This is a genomic window from Falsihalocynthiibacter sp. S25ZX9 (genome assembly GCF_041205405.1).
Lineage (GTDB): Bacteria > Pseudomonadota > Alphaproteobacteria > Rhodobacterales > Rhodobacteraceae > Falsihalocynthiibacter > Falsihalocynthiibacter arcticus.
Genome location: NZ_JBGFCD010000005.1, coordinates 162,421 through 179,304 on the forward strand (window position 1 = coordinate 162,421; position 16,884 = coordinate 179,304).

Sequence of the window (16,884 nt, forward strand, 5' to 3'; positions counted from 1 at the left end):
CCCATTTTAAGGAGTATCACATGAAATCTTTTCTTATCGCCACCACGGCTTTACTCGGCGGCACTCTTGCTGCGCAAGCCGAAGGCCAGTTGAACCTTTTCAACTGGGGGAACTATACCAGCCCCGAAATGATCGAGAAATTCACGGCTGAAACAGGGATCACCGTTACGATCACCGATTATGACAGCAACACGACCGCCCTTGCCAAGGTTGAAGCGGGCGGCTCTGGTTTTGACCTTGTGGTTCCATCGGCCAACTATGTTCCGATCTTTGTTGAAAAGGGCCTTTTGGCCGAACTGGACCATTCGCGCCTTTCCAACATCGGCAACGTTGCGCCTGAATGGGTAAATGTACCTTGGGACGAGGGGCGGACCCACACCGTTCCATGGCTTTGGGGCACCACCGCTGTTGCCGTGAATACCGCCGATTATAGTGGTGATATTAACACCTCTGACATCTTCCTTGACCCGCCTGCCGAACTGATTGGCAAGGTCAACGTGGTTCCCGAAATGAGCGACGTTATGGCGCTTGCGATCTTTAACGTTGGCGGCGAAGCTTGCACCGAAGATCTCGACGTGCTGCGTAAGGTTCGTGACAAATTGATGGCGGCAAAACCGTCATGGTTGTCGATGGATTATGGCACCACAGACAAGCTTTCGTCGGGTGATTACGCCGCTTCCGTGAACTGGAACGGGTCCACAATGCGCGCGCGCCTGAACAACCCGACAGTCGCCTATGGATACCCCGTCGAAGGCTACCCCCTTTGGATGGATTCGGTTGGATTGCTGGCGGATGCGAAAAACGTCGACGAGGCCTATCAGTTCCTCGATTTCGTCATGATCCCTGAAAACGCCGCGATGATCTCGTCCTTTGCCCGTTATGCCAACGGGATCGCAGGGTCTGCGCCGTTCATGCCCGAAGAGATGAAAACCGCACCAGAAATCGTTGTGCCCGCAGAGTTTGTCTCCGCAGGGAAATTCCTGCCAACCTGCCCACAAAGCGCGACTGAACTTTATACCGCTATTTGGACCGAACTGGTCAAATAAACAAATGGGGCGGGGCCTGTTTCGGGCCCCGCCCCCCTAAATACAAAAGCGATTTCAAGCGTCGGCAAATCCTTCGAGAACGTTGACTGTATTCACACCGACCATCTCAACCGCATACCCCCCCTCCATACAAAATACTGTCGGCAGTTTCATCCGCCCAATGCGGCGGCCCGCATCGGTGAAATCTTCGCTCTCCAGTCGAAAGAAGCTGATTGGGTCATCCTTATAGGCATCTACGCCCAGCGACACGACAAGTACTTCCGCGCCCCATGCGCTGATCTTGGCAATCGCGTCATCAAGCGCCGCAGACCATTGGCTATAGCCTGTCCCAGATAGCATCGGATAATTAAAGTTATATCCCTCGCCCTCGCCGCGCCCCTTTTCATCGGCATAGCCGATAAAATAGGGATAGGTCTGTTGTGGCGCGCCATGTAGCGAGGCGAATAACACGTCTGCACGTTCGTAAAAAATGTCTTGCGTGCCATTGCCGTGGTGAAAATCAATATCGAGTACGGCAACCCGCCCCGCACCTGAATCGCGAAACATTTGTGCCGTAACGGCCGCATTGTTGATAAAACAGAAACCGCCGTATTGGTCGGCCGTTGCATGGTGCCCAGGTGGGCGGCAAAGCGCAAACGCGGCATTTGCCCCCGCCGCAACATGACGTTGCGCGGCCTGTGCGGAGGCCACGGACGACAAGGCTGCTTTCCACGTCCCCTGTGTAATGGCGGTTTCCGAAGCATGGCAATAGTACCCAACTTTCCCGTCGATATTTTCGGGAATGCGATCCATATGCATGCCCCGCGCAGGGACGTTCGCGGCAATAATCTCGCCTCCCATTCCCGCCGCTTTCCATTCATCCCAAGCCGTTTCCAAGAAGGTCAGATAGCCAGAATCTAACAATGCGGCAATCGGCGCCATATCCACCGCTTCAGGTGCAACAACATCTAAGAACTGCCGTTCTCTCAGACGGTTGAGGATGTATTCAAGCCGTGACGGTCGCTCAAACGGCGTGACAAACTGCCCACCCGACAGTTCCGCTTGCGGAAAATGGAGCCTGTGATCTTCACTATAAAATACGCGCATATGAGGTACAGCCCTTCCAAGCCGATTCAGCCAACGTCGTATTCTAGCAGGCGTAGATGTATTGCAAATCCTTCATTTCGCAAGATCAATAACTTGATCCTCCCCCAAAGCAATTTTAATCACCAGCGGTTCTATGTGACCGTCGTCAATCAACATATAACCTTTAGGCGCGAGCGGAACTTGGAACCGTCGATGGTGAAGCCAACAATATCAATGCGGGTTGCGATCCCTTGTGCCGCCAACGCCCTGAGAACCTCTTCGATGTAGCCGTCACCGGTCTTCTCACCGCCCGTCAAAACGCCGCAAGTACCTCAGAGATCGGCGTATGGGCAGATCAATTGCGCATGCCTGCTTCCAGTGGCGCAAGATAAAGCGGTATCGCCATTCGTGTCGAACAGATCAGGATGCGCGCGCCCATTCACCCCGATCAAGGCCGGCTGCCTTCTCGATAGCCCCTCGGTTGCAATAGGGATTACCTTCGGTTCGAGCGCGTTTGGTTGCTCATAGGCGCTAGTTTGCGAAATCTCGCCCCCTTCGACAAGGATTGGTAGGCATCGTGTTCTTGTTGTTGTTTGACCAATGGTTCGGCGGAACCAAACGCGATACTCGTGCAGAGACAGTTTTGCCAAAGAGCCCACGGCCCACCCCGTTTCAGAAGCCGTGAGCGTCACCATAGAAGGGACAAAACTGTCGTGCCCGTCGATTGAGACGTAAAGGGAAATGCGCAAAACCACAGGTCTGCGCCAAAGAGAACGCGGCGTTGAAGCCCCTCAATTTCCACACCAGATTAACTGCAAAAAAGGGCGGAAGCACCGAAGATCTTTTAGGGCGACCCTTCGGTTTTAATTGGCTTGGCCTGTGCCTTGGGTTGGCGTCTATAAGCTCTCGCAACTGTCGCCTGATTTTAGCGGGTCATTGTCACCGTACGCCAGCTTTTCACAGGCATGCCTCTGGCCACCGCCGACGTGTGAAAGATGCCGTACATCTGATCCACGCCAACCACCATCAGGCGTAACGTCATTTCCATCACCACGCCGTCCATTGATACTGTCGTGTGGCCGATCAGGCGGGCCAGATTCTCGACGCCGCAGCCCATCAGCGTTTCAACATCCGACGAGGTCAGCATGGGCGCCGGAGCCCCGTCGTCGGCTGCGTGTTTCTCAAAACTCCACGCTGGCTCATCTGCCCAGAGGAACGGTATAGGAGCTTGCGCTTCGGGATGTGTACCAACCAGTTGCCCTGAAGGCAGCATTTCGATTTGCATCGTGTCGGTGTCGCCGCTCGCGGGGAAAGGCATCGTCATGGGACCCGCCACATAGAACCCCGCGTGGTGCTGAATTTTCCACGTTCCGACAAAAAGCGCATCGACCTTCGCCCAAGCCTCTGGAGTGCCATAACCGCATGCCACATCAGGCGCAGCCAAAACAGGCGCCCCCCATGAAGATGCCAAAAAAAATAGAGCCGGAAAGATGCGAAATACCTTCATTTTCAAATCCAGTGCAAAAGTCAAAAAAGGGGGGCAATGTGTTCTAAATAGCATGAACATGCGGTTTTCCTATCCAAATAACTAGCCCCCGCAAGAACATAGCTTGGCAAATTTTTATAACTGGTAAGAAGTTACGACCACGACCAGAGTTTTTCCTGTTCGCCTTACGTCTTAAAATTCCGAATATTGAAGTGATGCCACTGCCGCCGGTAGTGATTTCGCAACGGAAATCTAAGGAATGGAACCGACTAAACTTAAGCCATCGGAAATTAACTCCTTGCCGCGGGCGAGAATGTCTTTTGGCAAGCCGACCCCGTCGCCAACACATTCATTGGCCCAAAGATTTTGACGATCTGCACCACCGTAAAACATCGAGATTTGATCAGACTGCGGTGGGCTTTCGCGGGGGTTCAATAGTAATTCTGACGTCACTGGTCGCTTTGGGAACCGTCAGTTCGATCACATTTTTCTTCATCCAACCCGCCGCGCCGTCCAGTTCCCCGTCAATAAAATTAATTGAGGGCCTGTCAGAGTTTTCTTATGTGACCGCTTTTTTCATAACGCTCCATATAAGATCCAGCTGCACCAAGCGATGCTGTGGCATTAATTTCCTGTATAAGAACCGCCAGTTTGTGTCGTGTGCGCCTGATTTTTTCCAATGCTAAACCTATTGCAAAGCCGCAACCTTGAGCGGGCTTGCAATAATATGCAATCTCGCTCAAGGTTGCTTATTTGGTTAACCATTTGCGTGAAAAGCCCTAATTTACAGCCCGCTTTTCCGGGAGTTTTTAGACATCATGATCAAACACATTCTTTTAGCATCCGTTATCAGCCTGACGACGCCCCAGATTGCGGCGGCGCAGGATCAGCCCGTCAAAAAGACTTTTGCCCAGCAGATGGAGGAATCCGTTCAGCAACAGCTTGCGGACGAGGAAGCCCAACGACTTGCCCTTGAGGCCGCAAAACCAACAGCAGAAAGTATTGCCGCCGATTGCGACGCACAAGGCGACCTCGCTGTGCGGGGCTTAATCATGAGCCAAGATGGCTTGCCCGTGGAAGAGGCCAAAGCGGCGATCTTGGCATCGCCCGAAGGTATCGGCGCGTTGGAGCCACTGGGCGCCAGTTATTTGATTGAGATGGTTTATACTTATCTTTCCAAAAGCACGCCCGAAGCAGTGAAGGCCAGAATCGTGGAGCAATGTTTGATTAGGTAAGGGCTGTAGGCGCGATCCTTACCTTCCGCGACATATTTCCAAATCCAGTGTTTTTCTCACGCACACTTTGAAAGGCCACATATGAAGCCCTCTTTTTTCCTTGCCTCCGCAATCTGCGCGTTACTTTTGACGGGAACGATCGCGCCTGCGGACGAGCCGTTGTTGCTGTTGATACCCGAAGACCAGTTGCGCACCATTTTGGAGTTCGCGCCTGACGACGGTTTGAAAATGGCCGCGTGCGATGGAAACCGCACGTTCACATGCACCTACATCTGGGGCGCGCCCGACGCAGATGACGCTCTGCGTATTGAATTGGGGGCAAAGCCTGATGGCAAAAGGCTTTATGTGATCGCGGCCCGCGCCGCGAGAGCCTCTGATTTTGATCGCGTGCTCGCAGTTTACAAAGACGCAGTTCCGGTTGCGGATTTGGGTGTCCAAGCCGTTTGGTCAGAAATGCGTGGGCAATTGTCGATTCTCACTGCCGACAACAAGGTCATTCACGTCAATACCGACATGACCCAAAGCGATGATCAGAAAACCGCCGCAATCACCATAGCCAATCTGATGCTTGCGACTCCCTAAACGAGCATCAAATAAGCCACGGGCGCCTTGCACGACAGGACGGCAAACGCATCACGCCAAACCATTTACAGGAAATTCGCGGCGACCTCGGGACCAATTTAGCGTCAGCATAGTTACCAAGATTGCAACTCCCACAATCTCGACCCGCAAATCTGGCCAGAAGACCGCAATAACTCCCGGCACGATTAGCAACCGTTGCCATAAAACAATCGGTGCGAAAAGATACCCCTCAAGACAGGCGGCAAAGGCGGTGAGAGCAATAATCGCGAGAAAACCGCTCCAAAGAACCAAGGGGATTGGTCCGCCAAGGATGATGCTTTCGTTGAACACCATGAAAAGCGGGATGAGGTAAAGCCCCTTGGCAAATTTCCACGACTGTAAACTGGTCTCCAGCGGTTTTGAGCCAGCAATCGCGGCCCCCGCAAAGGCCGCGAGCGCCACCGGCGGCGTGACGTTACTGTCTTGCGAATACCAGAACACCACCAGATGCGCGATCAGAAGCGGCACGCCGAATTCCGATGTCAGCGCGGGGCCGACGAGGATAATCAGCACGATGTAGGCAGCGGTTACCGGCAAACCCATGCCGAGGACTAAGCTTGCGAGGAGCACCAGGATCAGCGCCAAAACGATGTTGCCACCCGAAAAGGCGATCATCATCGACGAAAATTTCAACCCAAGTCCGGTCAGCCCGACAACGCCCACAATGATCCCCGCCACCGCGCAAGCCATCGACACAGCAACCGCATTCCGCGCGCCCAATTCCATCGCCTGCGCCGTTAAGGACAGCCCACGACGACACAGTGCAACAAAGCCGTCCATGGTTGGTCGGTCGGTTGCGTAGCTCCACAACGCGCGGGCCGAAGCCGCTACGACCACCGATATAATCGCGTAAAACCCTACCCGCATCGGCGAATAACCCGACACCAGCAACCATACCAACGCCACCAGCGGAAGCATGAAATGCCATCCGTCAGCCATCACCCTGCGCACACTCGGCAGTTCTTCGGCTGTCAGGCCCTTCATGCCCTGTTTGACCGCTGCGATATGGACCAGCAGATAGACCGCGCCAAAATAAAGGAAGGCGGGAAAAATCGACACCAGCACGATATCGACATAGGGAACCTGCGTGAATTCGGACATCAGGAACGCGCCCGCGCCCATAAGGGGCGGCATGATCTGTCCACCCGTGGAGGCCGCGGCTTCGATACCGCCAGCCTGCGCGGGCCGATAGCCCAGTTTTTTCATCAATGGGATCGTGAAGGCTCCCGTGGTCACAACATTGGCGATTGCCGATCCGCTAATCGAGCCCATGCCGGCAGAGGCAATCACGGCAGCCTTGGCTGGCCCGCCCCGTTGCCGCCCCGTCGATGCATAGGCCAAATCAATGAAGAATTTGCCCGCGCCAGTCACCTCAAGGAACGCGCCAAAAAGCACGAAGACGAAAATGAACGTGGCAGCCACACCCAATGGTAGGCCGAAAATCCCCTCCGCTCCGAGGGTCAGCTGGCTTGCCAAGCGGTCCAGAGTATAGCCCCGATGGTTAAGAATACCGGGCATCCAATCGGAGAGAAACGGTAACTCGCCACGGTTGCCAGCAAAGGCATACACAATGAAGGTCGCGCCGATAATTGTCATGCCAAGGCCTACAGCACGACGCGCGCCCTCAAGCACAACCAGCGTCGTGATGACCCCGACAGTGATGTCAATCGGGCGCGAAAAAATCGAATTGGCGATAATGTCGATGTTCATCGGCAACCAAACGCCGACCAAAACTGCACAGAGTACGAGCGCGCCGTCGATAACCCAACCAAGCACGCCACGCACGCGATCTTGGCCGAAAACCGGATAGATCAGAAAGCAAAGTGCCAGAATAAATCCCAGATGGATCGGGCGCTGAAAAAAGAGACCAAGGGGCTGTAGCCCAGCGGCGTAAAGCTGAAACAGGGAGAGCAGGATGCCGACGATGGCTATCGCACGAAGCAAGAGGCGCGAGGTCGCCACAGTTGGCTGTGGCATTGGGGGGCGTTCTGCAAGATCGGTGGTCATCGTCGATTAGTTCCTTATTAAGGCAATGCGAACGCGCGCACGCGGGGCAACAGCCGAAAGCGAGACTTCAGTCCCGTCCATGTTAATTCGATGATCTACAAATCCCGCACCGGGACGTAGGATATAGGCGTTTGTGGGAACGGCCTCGTCGATATCTTCAATCCAGTAACCGCCCTGCCCGTCCGACACTTGCACGCCGCGTCCGGGGATATGGTCAAGTCCAGCGGCGAAATCCGGCAGATGAGCGCGCACCAAAACCATGCGGCCCCCGCGATTTTCATAGCAATCCGATACCTCGAACCCTTGCACGGAATGATGCCAAAGCACGCACCAGCCTGCCCCGTCTGGGGCATCAAACACGGCAAGCGTTTCGCCGGTGTCCACTTGGGTCGCCGTCAGAGTATCGGCTTGGGCGACCGAAGCGTTAAACGAAAGGAGGAGAGCACAAAGCCCCCCTCCGAACCATGATATCATGGGCGCAATTCGTCAGGAACTGTCGCGCCAATTTCCTCGAAGTAGCGGATCGCACCTGGGTGGAGTGGGATCGGCGAGGCAGACAAAGCCAATTCGACGGTTGTCTGGTTTGCTGCGGGGTGAACCGCTTGAAGCTCTGCGATGTTTTCGAACATGGCGCTGGTGATCTGATAGGCAAGATCATCCGACATTTCCGAAGAGACGACCAAGACGTTGGGCACGCCAATCACGGACGTATCCGCATCGACGCCGACATAGGTTCCGCCCTTAAGCGTAGTCACGGCAAACACCGGATTGGCGGCGTCCGCTGCGGCCAATTCTTCGGCACCAAGTTCGATCAAAACAATATCGTTCGTGGTTGCAAGGTTAAGGATCGAGGACGTTGGCGCACCAACAGACCAGAAGCCTGCGTCAATATCGCCATTTGCCAGCGCATCTGCGGTTTCGTTGAAGTTCAGACGCTGCTCATCGATATCGTCATAAGAAATGCCGTTTGCCGTCAGAATTTGCTCGGCGTTGACCTCAGTACCGGAACCGGGGGCGCCGATGGAAATGCGCTTGCCGACCATGTCCTGAAGCGAAGTAATACCGCTGTCTTTCAGGGACACGATTTGCACCATGTTTGCATATGCAACGCCAACTGCGCGCAGCATCGGAAGCTGTTGCCCCTCAAAACGGCCTGTTCCAGTATAGCCCTGTAGAACTGTATCGGCCAAAGCAAGCGCGACATCGGCATCGCCCGTAGCAATCAGGCCCATGTTCTCAACGGATGCGCCTGTAACTTCGGCGGTCGCGGCATAGCCGTCGACATGGTTGTTGATGATTTCCGCAAGCCCGCCGCCAATTGGATAATAGACGCCGCCGGTTCCACCGGTTGCAATTGAAAGCTGTTCCTGCGCGAAGGCAGGTGCGGCCATAACCAGCGTGGCAGCCGCGAGTGTCTTGATAAATTTCATAGTTTAGTCCTCCCATAGGTCCATTTTTGATTGCACCACCTTATGGTGGTGACGAGGACTTTCCAAGAGTGCTGTCAGACTAAATCGAACTCTTCTACATTAGGCCAATATTACTGCCCCAAATTGCGCGCGGATTATACATGCCCAAAGGTCACATGGTGACAGTCACTTTATTGAGCCCCACGGGAGCATCGGCGTTTTCGCCCAGATTTTGCGCCAAAACCTCAACAAAACTGTAGAATGCAGTAATCTGTATCAACGGAAGTACGAGGGGATTGGTCACTACTGGAACAGGCAGATTCATTTTTGGGCCCATAGAAGAAGAAATCGAGAACGCGGCTGCGCCTTTTTCACGCATAGCTTTGGCCGCCGCTTCAACGGAACTGCGAGAACGATCCTCAGGATCAAATAACAGAGCGGCAAATTTTTGGTCTGCGAGGACGACGGGGCCATGCAGCACCTCTGCCGAGGAAAAAACTTCAGCGTGGATGCGGCAGGTTTCCTTTAACTTCAGTGCCGCTTCGGCAGCAACGGCCAGTCCAGGACCACGGCCAACCGTGAAAACCGATCTAGCCCTTGCGAGGGCCAGTTCAGCTTTTGACCAATCGCAGGTTAGCGCGGCGCGCAGTACGTCAGGAAGGCCGCGCAAGGCTTTTTCAAGGTCTTTGTCTTGTGTAAAGCCCGCAACGAAACCCAAAATCGCAAACAAACTGCTCACGAATGATTTAGTCGCCGCGACCGCCTTCTCTGGCCCTGCGAACACTGGCAACACGGTTTGCGTGCCATGCCCAAGGGGGCTGTTCACCTCATTGAGAATTGCCAATGTGCTTGCTCCGCCCTTTTTGGCGGCCTCTTGCAAAGCGACAAGGTCAGGGCTGCCACCCGATTGCGAAATGGACAGGCAGATAAAATTATCCAACTTCAACGGGGTCTCGTAAATGGACGCAACCGAAGGGCCAATGGACGCAACAGGCAAACCCGTTTGAATCTCCATCACATATTTGAAGAACGTCGCCGCGTGATCCGAAGTACCGCGCGCGCAGGTCACAAACCCCACCGGATTAGACGCCGCAGCCTTGCGCCCAGCCTCCATGTACCCTGCGAGGCCTTCATTGATCTGACGGGCGATCACATCTGGAATTTCACGGATTTCACCGGCCATAATTGTCTCGATTGGCTTATTCATCTCACGCTACTCCGGTGATCATAGAAACGATTTCGTTCTTGTCTGTCTTGGCTGTTTCGCGGATGCCGATTTGCTCGCCCCGACGTAAAACACAAATGCGATCGGACAGGCGAAAGACCTGATCCAAGCTGTGACTGATGATGAGGATTGCGAGGTTCTTGGCTTTGAGCGCGGCGATTTGTTCTTCTACCCGCGCGGTTTCCGCCACCCCGAGCGCGGCTGTCGGCTCGTCCAACAAGATGAGTTTACTTGCCCACGCCGTCGCACGCGCAATCGCGATCCCTTGGCGTTGCCCGCCACTTAGTTCGCTGATTGTTGAGCCTGCCGATGGGATACGGACATCAAGTTCGTCGACAAGATCCTGTGACTCTCGCAACATACGCGCTTTGTCTAGGAGGCCGAAAGGGGGCTTGGTTAGCTCCCGCCCCAGAAACATATTCATATAAACGGGCTGTTGGTCGGCCAAGGCGAGGTCTTGATAGACCACTTCGATCCCCTTGGCCCGCGCGGAGCTTGCGTCGCTAAAACTTGTGGGCGTGCCGTCCAGAGAAATTTCGCCGGATGTCGGGCTGTAAACACCCGACACGATCTTAATCAGCGTGGATTTCCCCGCACCATTATCGCCAACAAGGGCCACGATCTCGCCTGCTTCAAGGTCAAGCGAGAAATCCTGAATTGCCACGACACCGCCAAAGGATTTGTGAATGTTTTTGAGGGAGAGAACTTTTGTATCGGATGCCATTAGAGAGCCCTTTCTGGCCAACCAGTGACCTCGCCGAAAATGTTTTCTATTGTCGTGACTTTGGGGGTGCCTGTTGAGATGCCAGAAACACCTACGATATTTGCGCGCGTAACGAAGGCCTGCCCCCTAAATCCGAACACGACCGTATCGCCTGTTTTTGGTTTTACGGGTCCAGTGGCGTCAATCATCCCGTAATAGTCGATGGCGGAATAATCGGGAATTTCGACACTGGCCAAGGCCTTGCGTGCGCTTGTCGGTTCCGAAGAAACGATGGCCTGAACATCATATTTCGGGAACACCGGATCAATATAAAGACCGCCGCCGAAGCAGAACGCATTGCCGCCGTGATGGTGCGAGACCTCGCTAAGATAAAGCACGGCGGGGTTTTCGGGCAAATCCTCAACCGCGTGCAGCGGCGTCGTGCCATGCAGCGCATTTCCGGGTTCACATTGGGTCGCGCCCGCCTCGGCCAGTGCGGCCAGCATCACCGTGGAATTGGTGCCAGGGGCGTTTATTTCAATGTCGGAACGCCCCGCCGCCGCCAGCGCTTCGGAAGCGCGCGCAAGAGTTGCCAAATTCGGAGTTGTTTTGACTTTGCGGCTTTCTCGATCAAACAGGAGCGCAGGAAATGTGGTAATCCCTGCAAATGCTGCCCCTTCCATCGCGTCAATTTGATCTGCGACATTACAAATATCTGAGGCGGCAAACCCACCTTCGTGGCCACGATAAAACGTATCCCCTTCTGTTTGAATACGCGCCATCAAGTTTTGCACCCGTCCTGCCTTAACCGCTGCATTTGCCGCCTCGCGGGCCTTATCTTGGCTGAACACCGTCCAATAATCGGGCTGCAATTTAGCGGCGGCAAACTCGGCGTCACGCTGTGGCACTTGCACGAGATGACCGAGGTGGCCCGTTTTGAGACCCGCCCGATGGCAGGCAACGGCACAATCCATGTCAACGGCAACGGAGCGGTCAATCCCCCCACGCATAATCGCCTCACAGAACCCCGAATGACGGCCAACCTGCTTGGTCATGGCAAATGTTTTGAGGCCCAGCGCATTGGCGGTCGCCACGAATAATCTTGCGTTGCTTTCGATTGCATCAAGATCGAGAACATAAGAGTTTGGCGGGATCGCGCCCGATTGATGCAAGGCCATCGCGGCCTCAATGAACTGCGGATTTCTTCGTAGAAGTACGTCTAGGAACATCTTTTAGGTCCTCGCTTATCGGCTGCTGTCGCGGAGAGATACCGCTACGGCAAGGAGAATAATTAGTCCTCGAACAATCATTTGATTGGAAACTTCGAGATTCATCAGGATGAGTCCGTTGTTCAGCATCCCCATCATCAGCGAGCCTACGAGCGCGCCAATGACGGAGCCTTTGCCGCCTTTGAGGGCGGTGCCGCCAACGATGACCGCCGCAATGACTGTCATCAGATCACTTTCACCAAGCGTGTATTTCGCCGCTTGCAGGCGACCCGCATAGAGCAACCCAGCCAAGCCAGCTGTCGCGCCACAAATGGTCAGAACATAGAAGCGGATGCGGGGAACTTTGATGCCGGAAACTTGGGCTGCGCGTGGATTATCACCCGTCGCCAATACATGTGCGCCAAAGCGCGTATTGCGATAGACCAGATGTCCAACACCCACGGCAATGACTGTCCAGATTACCAGTGAGGGGATCGAAAAGAGCTTGCCAGACCCGAAGATACCCGTGAATGTTTCGTTCAAAACGGGGATCGAGCGCAGATTGGTCATAGACCGCGCAATCCCCGCAAAGAGACCCATCGTCGCCAAAGTCACCAGAAAGGACGGGAGCTTAAGATAGGCCACGAGGGCGCCATTCAAAGCGCCGATGAGGATACCCGCCCCCAAGCCCGCAATCACACCGACGGCCATGCCGAAACTTTGCATCGCGACCGCTGCGGATAATGCCGACACCGCAACAATGGATCCAAAACTCAAGTCAATTTCGCCAGCGGATAAGGCAAAGACAAGGCCAATTGCCATAATCGTCGCAGGCGCGGTCTGCAGCAAAATATTCGTTAGGTTCCGTTGGGTTAGAAACCCGTCGTCATGCAGGGTAAGCGCAAAGAAAATGAAGATTGCAACAAATCCGAAGTAGACAACCATTTGCTGGAAGTCAGCGCCGTTTAGTCGGGATTTTATATGTGTCATATCAGCCTTCCAGATGAGATTTGACATTGGGTCGAAGGCACCAAACGATGATTTCGCGTGAAGTGTTGCCAGCTTAATTTCAAGCCGACTTCACTTGTGGATTCCTGTTGGGGGTATCTCGTTCGCCGCTAGGCGAAGCGGTCGACGGCCCAATAAAGACTGGGCCGCCCGTTTTATTTTAGTTTGCGCTCAGGCTTTCTGGCGCTTCGATATGCAAGGATTTCATCCAACCTTCGGCGACATTGTCGGCCGTCACAGTGACTGCTGGGGCCACGATAAACGGTGGTACGTCTTGATCCAGCAGGTCAAGAATGGCCGCAGCAGCCATCACACGGCCAAGTTCATAGGCCTCATCCGCAATAATCGCAGCCACGTTCCCACCACGGACCATGTCCAATGCAATCGGCTCGGACAAATCTAGGGTGACGATTTTAGTGGTTGAATTTCCGTTGGCCCGAAGCGACGCCAAAACACCCTCGGCTGGTCCCGCCCAAGTGACATAGATACCGCCAATGTCGGGATTACGAAGCAACATTGCGTTCGCTATATCTTCTGCGCGCGCGGGATCGCTGATCCCCTGTTCGGCAATGATCGAGATATTCGGGTAGTCGTTTTCGATCGTCGCCTTAAACGCGTTATCCCGTTGATTTGTTACATAATATTCCGCGTCGTGGAAAATCCAGCCAACAGTGCCTTCATTTCCCATCGCGGCGGCAAGTGCGTCTGCTGCTTGCTTGCCCATTTGGAACAAATCATCCGTTGCGATCGCCGCGTAGTCGGCGGGATGCTCATAGCCCGAAGGTAGATTGGACAAGAACACAAGTTTCACACCCTCTTCCTTGGCCTCTTGGAAGGCGGCCGCCGATGTGACGGGATCTAGGGGGAGGGACAGAATGATATCCGGCGCTTTTACGAGGGCAGTTTCGATGTCGCTCCGCTGTTTCGCGGCATCAAAACCGGCGCTTGTCGTCGCAACAACCGTAATGCCAAAGCGCGTGAATTCATCGGTCGCGCCTGCCGTTACCGCGTTTACGAAATCCGACTGGTCATGCCAGAGAAGCGCGGCCGTATACGCGCCCGCGCGGACCGCCTCTGCGCTGGTGTCTGGAACCACAATCGCCGATGACGGGGTTGCGGCTTCGCCTTGGGGACCCACTGTTTGGGCGGCGACGGGAAGTGCTGCCAGAGCAAAAGCTGCGCCAGACAGGACGTTTTTTAGTAAGTGTTTCATTGGTTTCCTCCATTTAAATTCGTTGACTCAGTTTTCGTTCCACAGAAGCGTGCGATAAAAAGTGCAAAGGCTCGGACACCCGCAAGATACTCGCTCACCGCGACGCGTTCCTCAAAAGTGTGGGCAATACTGATGTCGCCGGGGGCGCAATAAACGGTTGGACAGCCGATTTCATTCACGAGGAACGGGCTTTCCGACCAGTAAGGCGCTCCGCCGATTTCAGCCGTGGCCCCCCTTACCTCTGTGACGCATTTGGCGAGAGATTTTGCTGCGGGATGGTCGGGGTCGATCTCAACGGGCGACCCGCCAAAACGGTGATCGCGCCCAGCGGGATAGTTGATATCGAAAGAGATACCGTCGTCGAACGCGACACCCTTCACGACCGCTTCAAATTGCGCTACCGCTTCGTCGAGGTTCTCGCCGGGGCGCAGTTTTCGGATCAACGAAAGCTCACATTCGCCAGGGACAGCAATATAGCCGCCGCCGTTGATTTTCGTCACCAAGATGTCGGAAGCACCGACCAAAGGATGAGTTGGACCTTGGGCAAGCTCCTCGGCATGCTGCCAAAGTGCGGTGAGAAGTTGGTGTGTTGCCTTTAGCGCGTCGACCCCGTCTTGTGGCGTTCCAAAATAGGCGGACTTCCCTGTGATCGAAATCTCCGCGATGAAAAACCCGATCTGCGCGGTGTAAACATCCAATTTTGTCGGCTCAACATAGACGGCGAAGTCGGGTTTAGCGATTTCTCCTGTGACGATGCGTTTCACCAAATCTTTTGCGCCAGCACTAACGCCCGTGTTTGGCTCGCCACTCTCCTCATCGCCAATAAACGCGAAGGAAACGGTGCCCGCCAATTGCACGCCAACAGTATCAAGGAGTCGTAAGGCCGCGAGGGCAGAACAGATGCCTGCCTTAAGGTCACAGGCACCTCGGCCCCAGATTTCGTTGTCGATAACGGGGGCGGAAAAAGGGTCTTCTTGGGGCTGCCCTTTCCAGTGTTCGGCCCAACCGCGCACATGAACAGTATCGGTGTGCCCGACGAACATAAGATTAGGGCCATCTGTGGTCCCCACCCGAGCGCCCCAAGTGTTCGGACGATCAGGTAGGAAATCGCCCGAAGCAGGCTTCAACCCTATCCGTGTCATCTCTGACATCAGGAAGTCGACAAAACGGCCCTCATTGCCGGTGACACTTTCGCAGCCGATGGCCCCGCGAAGCAGTTCAATGTCGGTACGCGCATCTTGCCGGGCCTCAAGCTTGGCAATCAAATCAAAATCACTCATGCGACGTCCTCCTGATAGGTCTTCAGTTGCGGTGCAGGGATGATAATTTTCGCGCCCGGAAGCCCTCCAGAAAATAATGCAACATGCAGCCGGGACAGCGCGATGGACGTGCCGCCAGCGAGCGCCGCGTGATTTCCAAGGGCGGAGACTTCAATCGGAATCTGTCTTGGGAAACACTTGCGAATTTCAGGTTCAATCAGCTTAGTGAATTCGTGGCGCGCGCCAATGGAACCGCCGATAACGACACATGCGGGGTCTACCACGGCGGCGATTGCCGCAATCGCCCGCCCAATATAACGTGCCGCTTGGGCCAACACTTTTTGCGCGACGGCATCCCCAGCCAGTGCGGCATCAAACACCTCAGGGACGGATTTCTGGACGCCCGTTAATTCTAAATAGTGGCCTTTGATAGCGTTGGTTGCGGTCATGCGTTCCAGCGCGCCAACCGTCAGGCTTTCGGCTTCATATGGATCGGCACCAAAGGGCAGATACCCGATTTCGCCCGCCGCACCCGTTGCGCCACGCACCAACTGCCCGCCAATAACAAGGCCAGCACCGATGCCCGTTCCAATCGACAAAAAGACCAAGTCGTCCTTTTCTCCCTGATGCGTCATCCAGTGCTCCCCTAACGCGGCGAGGTTCACATCGTTTTCCACCAGCACCTCGATCCCGAGGCTCTCCTGCATCAAAGTCGGAAAATCGATAGCGTCGATCCCCGCAATGTTGGGCGCCATATTGATGTTTCCACTCGCCGAATCCAAAACGCCGGGAACGCCAACGACGGCAACGCGGATTTTATCGGTGCTAATGTCCAAATCCGACGCCGATTTATGAATAATTCGGCCAATCTGGGCAACGACATCCTTCCCGCCAGTCTGCACTGTGGGTTCCATGATTTCAGAAACAACCGCGCCAGAAAGATTGCAAAGCGCGACGCGAACCTTCGTCCCTCCAAGATCGACGCTGGCCACCAAGGCCGCTTCGGGAACGATTTCATAGACAACTGCCCGACGCCCGATGTTTCCCTCAGTGCGACCAACGGTTTGTACCCATCCGTCCTCTTCAAGCGAGGCAACAACTTCGGAAACCGTCTGCTTAGACAGGCCCGTCATCTTTGCGACACTCGCCCGCGAAATAGGCCCATAAGTCGTAATTGCCTGCACAACTGAACTCAAAGTCATCCTTCGGGAAATATTTGTTGGATCAATCATGGCGCATCCTATTAGTTCGTCTAGATACCGAACTAATAGGAATTCGAAATTTATGTCAACGTTTTTTTGGATAATTTGGGGAAGGACTGACCAATTTGAACGCGTCTCAGCGAGGCTAAGACATCATTTTTCACATTGATGGCGGCTGACAAACCAAACCTTTTCAA

The 16,884-nt window shown here is 54.5% G+C and carries 16 protein-coding genes; 3 read left to right on the forward strand and 13 right to left on the reverse strand.

The genetic code is table 11. The features are described 5' to 3' along the window. The first annotated feature begins 20 nt into the window (after positions 1–20). On the forward strand, positions 21–1,046 hold the full coding sequence (locus tag AB9F29_RS07840) for an extracellular solute-binding protein (protein WP_335583626.1): 1,026 nt from the start codon (positions 21–23) through the stop codon (positions 1,044–1,046). A 54-nt stretch (positions 1,047–1,100) separates the two neighbouring features. Here AB9F29_RS07840 and AB9F29_RS07845 read toward each other — a convergent pair whose 3' ends face one another. From AB9F29_RS07845 to AB9F29_RS07855, 3 genes are all read right to left on the reverse strand, one after another. After that, positions 1,101–2,132, reverse strand: a complete 1,032-nt coding sequence (locus tag AB9F29_RS07845; RefSeq protein WP_369755224.1) for a histone deacetylase family protein — start codon at positions 2,130–2,132, stop codon at positions 1,101–1,103. A 311-nt stretch (positions 2,133–2,443) separates the two neighbouring features. Continuing rightward, positions 2,444–2,866, reverse strand: a complete 423-nt coding sequence (locus tag AB9F29_RS07850) for a hypothetical protein (RefSeq protein WP_369755225.1) — start codon at positions 2,864–2,866, stop codon at positions 2,444–2,446. A 170-nt stretch (positions 2,867–3,036) separates the two neighbouring features. Then, positions 3,037–3,618, reverse strand: a complete 582-nt coding sequence (locus AB9F29_RS07855; protein WP_369755226.1) for a hypothetical protein — start codon at positions 3,616–3,618, stop codon at positions 3,037–3,039. Between the two features lie 797 nt (positions 3,619–4,415). Here AB9F29_RS07855 and AB9F29_RS07860 point away from each other — a divergent pair. After that, a complete protein-coding gene (locus tag AB9F29_RS07860; RefSeq protein ID WP_369755227.1) occupies positions 4,416–4,832 on the forward strand; it encodes a hypothetical protein in 417 nt (138 codons plus the stop codon). 81 nt (positions 4,833–4,913) lie between these two features. After that, positions 4,914–5,414: a hypothetical protein gene (locus tag AB9F29_RS07865; protein WP_369755228.1), complete on the forward strand. Its 501-nt coding sequence runs from the start codon at positions 4,914–4,916 to the stop codon at positions 5,412–5,414. Between the two features lie 51 nt (positions 5,415–5,465). On the opposite strand, the gene AB9F29_RS07870 is transcribed toward AB9F29_RS07865, so the two are convergent. From AB9F29_RS07870 to AB9F29_RS07915, 10 genes are all read right to left on the reverse strand, one after another. Beyond that, on the reverse strand, positions 5,466–7,460 hold the full coding sequence (locus AB9F29_RS07870; protein WP_369755229.1) for a TRAP transporter permease: 1,995 nt from the start codon (positions 7,458–7,460) through the stop codon (positions 5,466–5,468). A gap of 6 nt (positions 7,461–7,466) precedes the next feature. After that, positions 7,467–7,934: a DUF1850 domain-containing protein gene (locus tag AB9F29_RS07875; RefSeq protein ID WP_039003866.1), complete on the reverse strand. Its 468-nt coding sequence runs from the start codon at positions 7,932–7,934 to the stop codon at positions 7,467–7,469. Continuing rightward, positions 7,931–8,890, reverse strand: a complete 960-nt coding sequence (locus tag AB9F29_RS07880; protein WP_369755230.1) for a TAXI family TRAP transporter solute-binding subunit — start codon at positions 8,888–8,890, stop codon at positions 7,931–7,933. The genes AB9F29_RS07875 and AB9F29_RS07880 overlap by 4 nt, the downstream gene beginning before the upstream one ends. 151 nt (positions 8,891–9,041) lie before the next feature. Next, positions 9,042–10,076, reverse strand: a complete 1,035-nt coding sequence (locus AB9F29_RS07885) for an SIS domain-containing protein (RefSeq protein WP_369755231.1) — start codon at positions 10,074–10,076, stop codon at positions 9,042–9,044. A 1-nt stretch (position 10,077) separates the two neighbouring features. Continuing rightward, entirely contained in the window at positions 10,078–10,818 is a 741-nt protein-coding gene (locus tag AB9F29_RS07890; protein ID WP_335583636.1) for an ATP-binding cassette domain-containing protein, read from the reverse strand. Then, a complete protein-coding gene (locus AB9F29_RS07895; RefSeq protein WP_369755232.1) occupies positions 10,818–12,026 on the reverse strand; it encodes an alanine racemase in 1,209 nt (402 codons plus the stop codon). The genes AB9F29_RS07890 and AB9F29_RS07895 overlap by 1 nt, the downstream gene beginning before the upstream one ends. A 15-nt stretch (positions 12,027–12,041) precedes the next feature. After that, positions 12,042–12,995 carry an ABC transporter permease gene (locus AB9F29_RS07900; RefSeq protein ID WP_369755233.1) on the reverse strand — a complete coding sequence of 318 codons (954 nt, stop codon included), beginning with the start codon at positions 12,993–12,995 and terminating at the stop codon, positions 12,042–12,044. Between the two features lie 178 nt (positions 12,996–13,173). Then, positions 13,174–14,226, reverse strand: a complete 1,053-nt coding sequence (locus tag AB9F29_RS07905; RefSeq protein WP_335583639.1) for a substrate-binding domain-containing protein — start codon at positions 14,224–14,226, stop codon at positions 13,174–13,176. Next, complete coding sequence (locus AB9F29_RS07910; protein WP_369755234.1) at positions 14,223–15,506, reverse strand: M20 family metallopeptidase; 1,284 nt, start codon at positions 15,504–15,506, stop codon at positions 14,223–14,225. Before AB9F29_RS07910 ends, AB9F29_RS07905 begins: the two co-directional genes overlap by 4 nt. Further along, positions 15,503–16,717: an ROK family protein gene (locus AB9F29_RS07915; RefSeq protein ID WP_369755235.1), complete on the reverse strand. Its 1,215-nt coding sequence runs from the start codon at positions 16,715–16,717 to the stop codon at positions 15,503–15,505. Before AB9F29_RS07915 ends, AB9F29_RS07910 begins: the two co-directional genes overlap by 4 nt. Between the last annotated feature and the right edge of the window lie 167 nt (positions 16,718–16,884).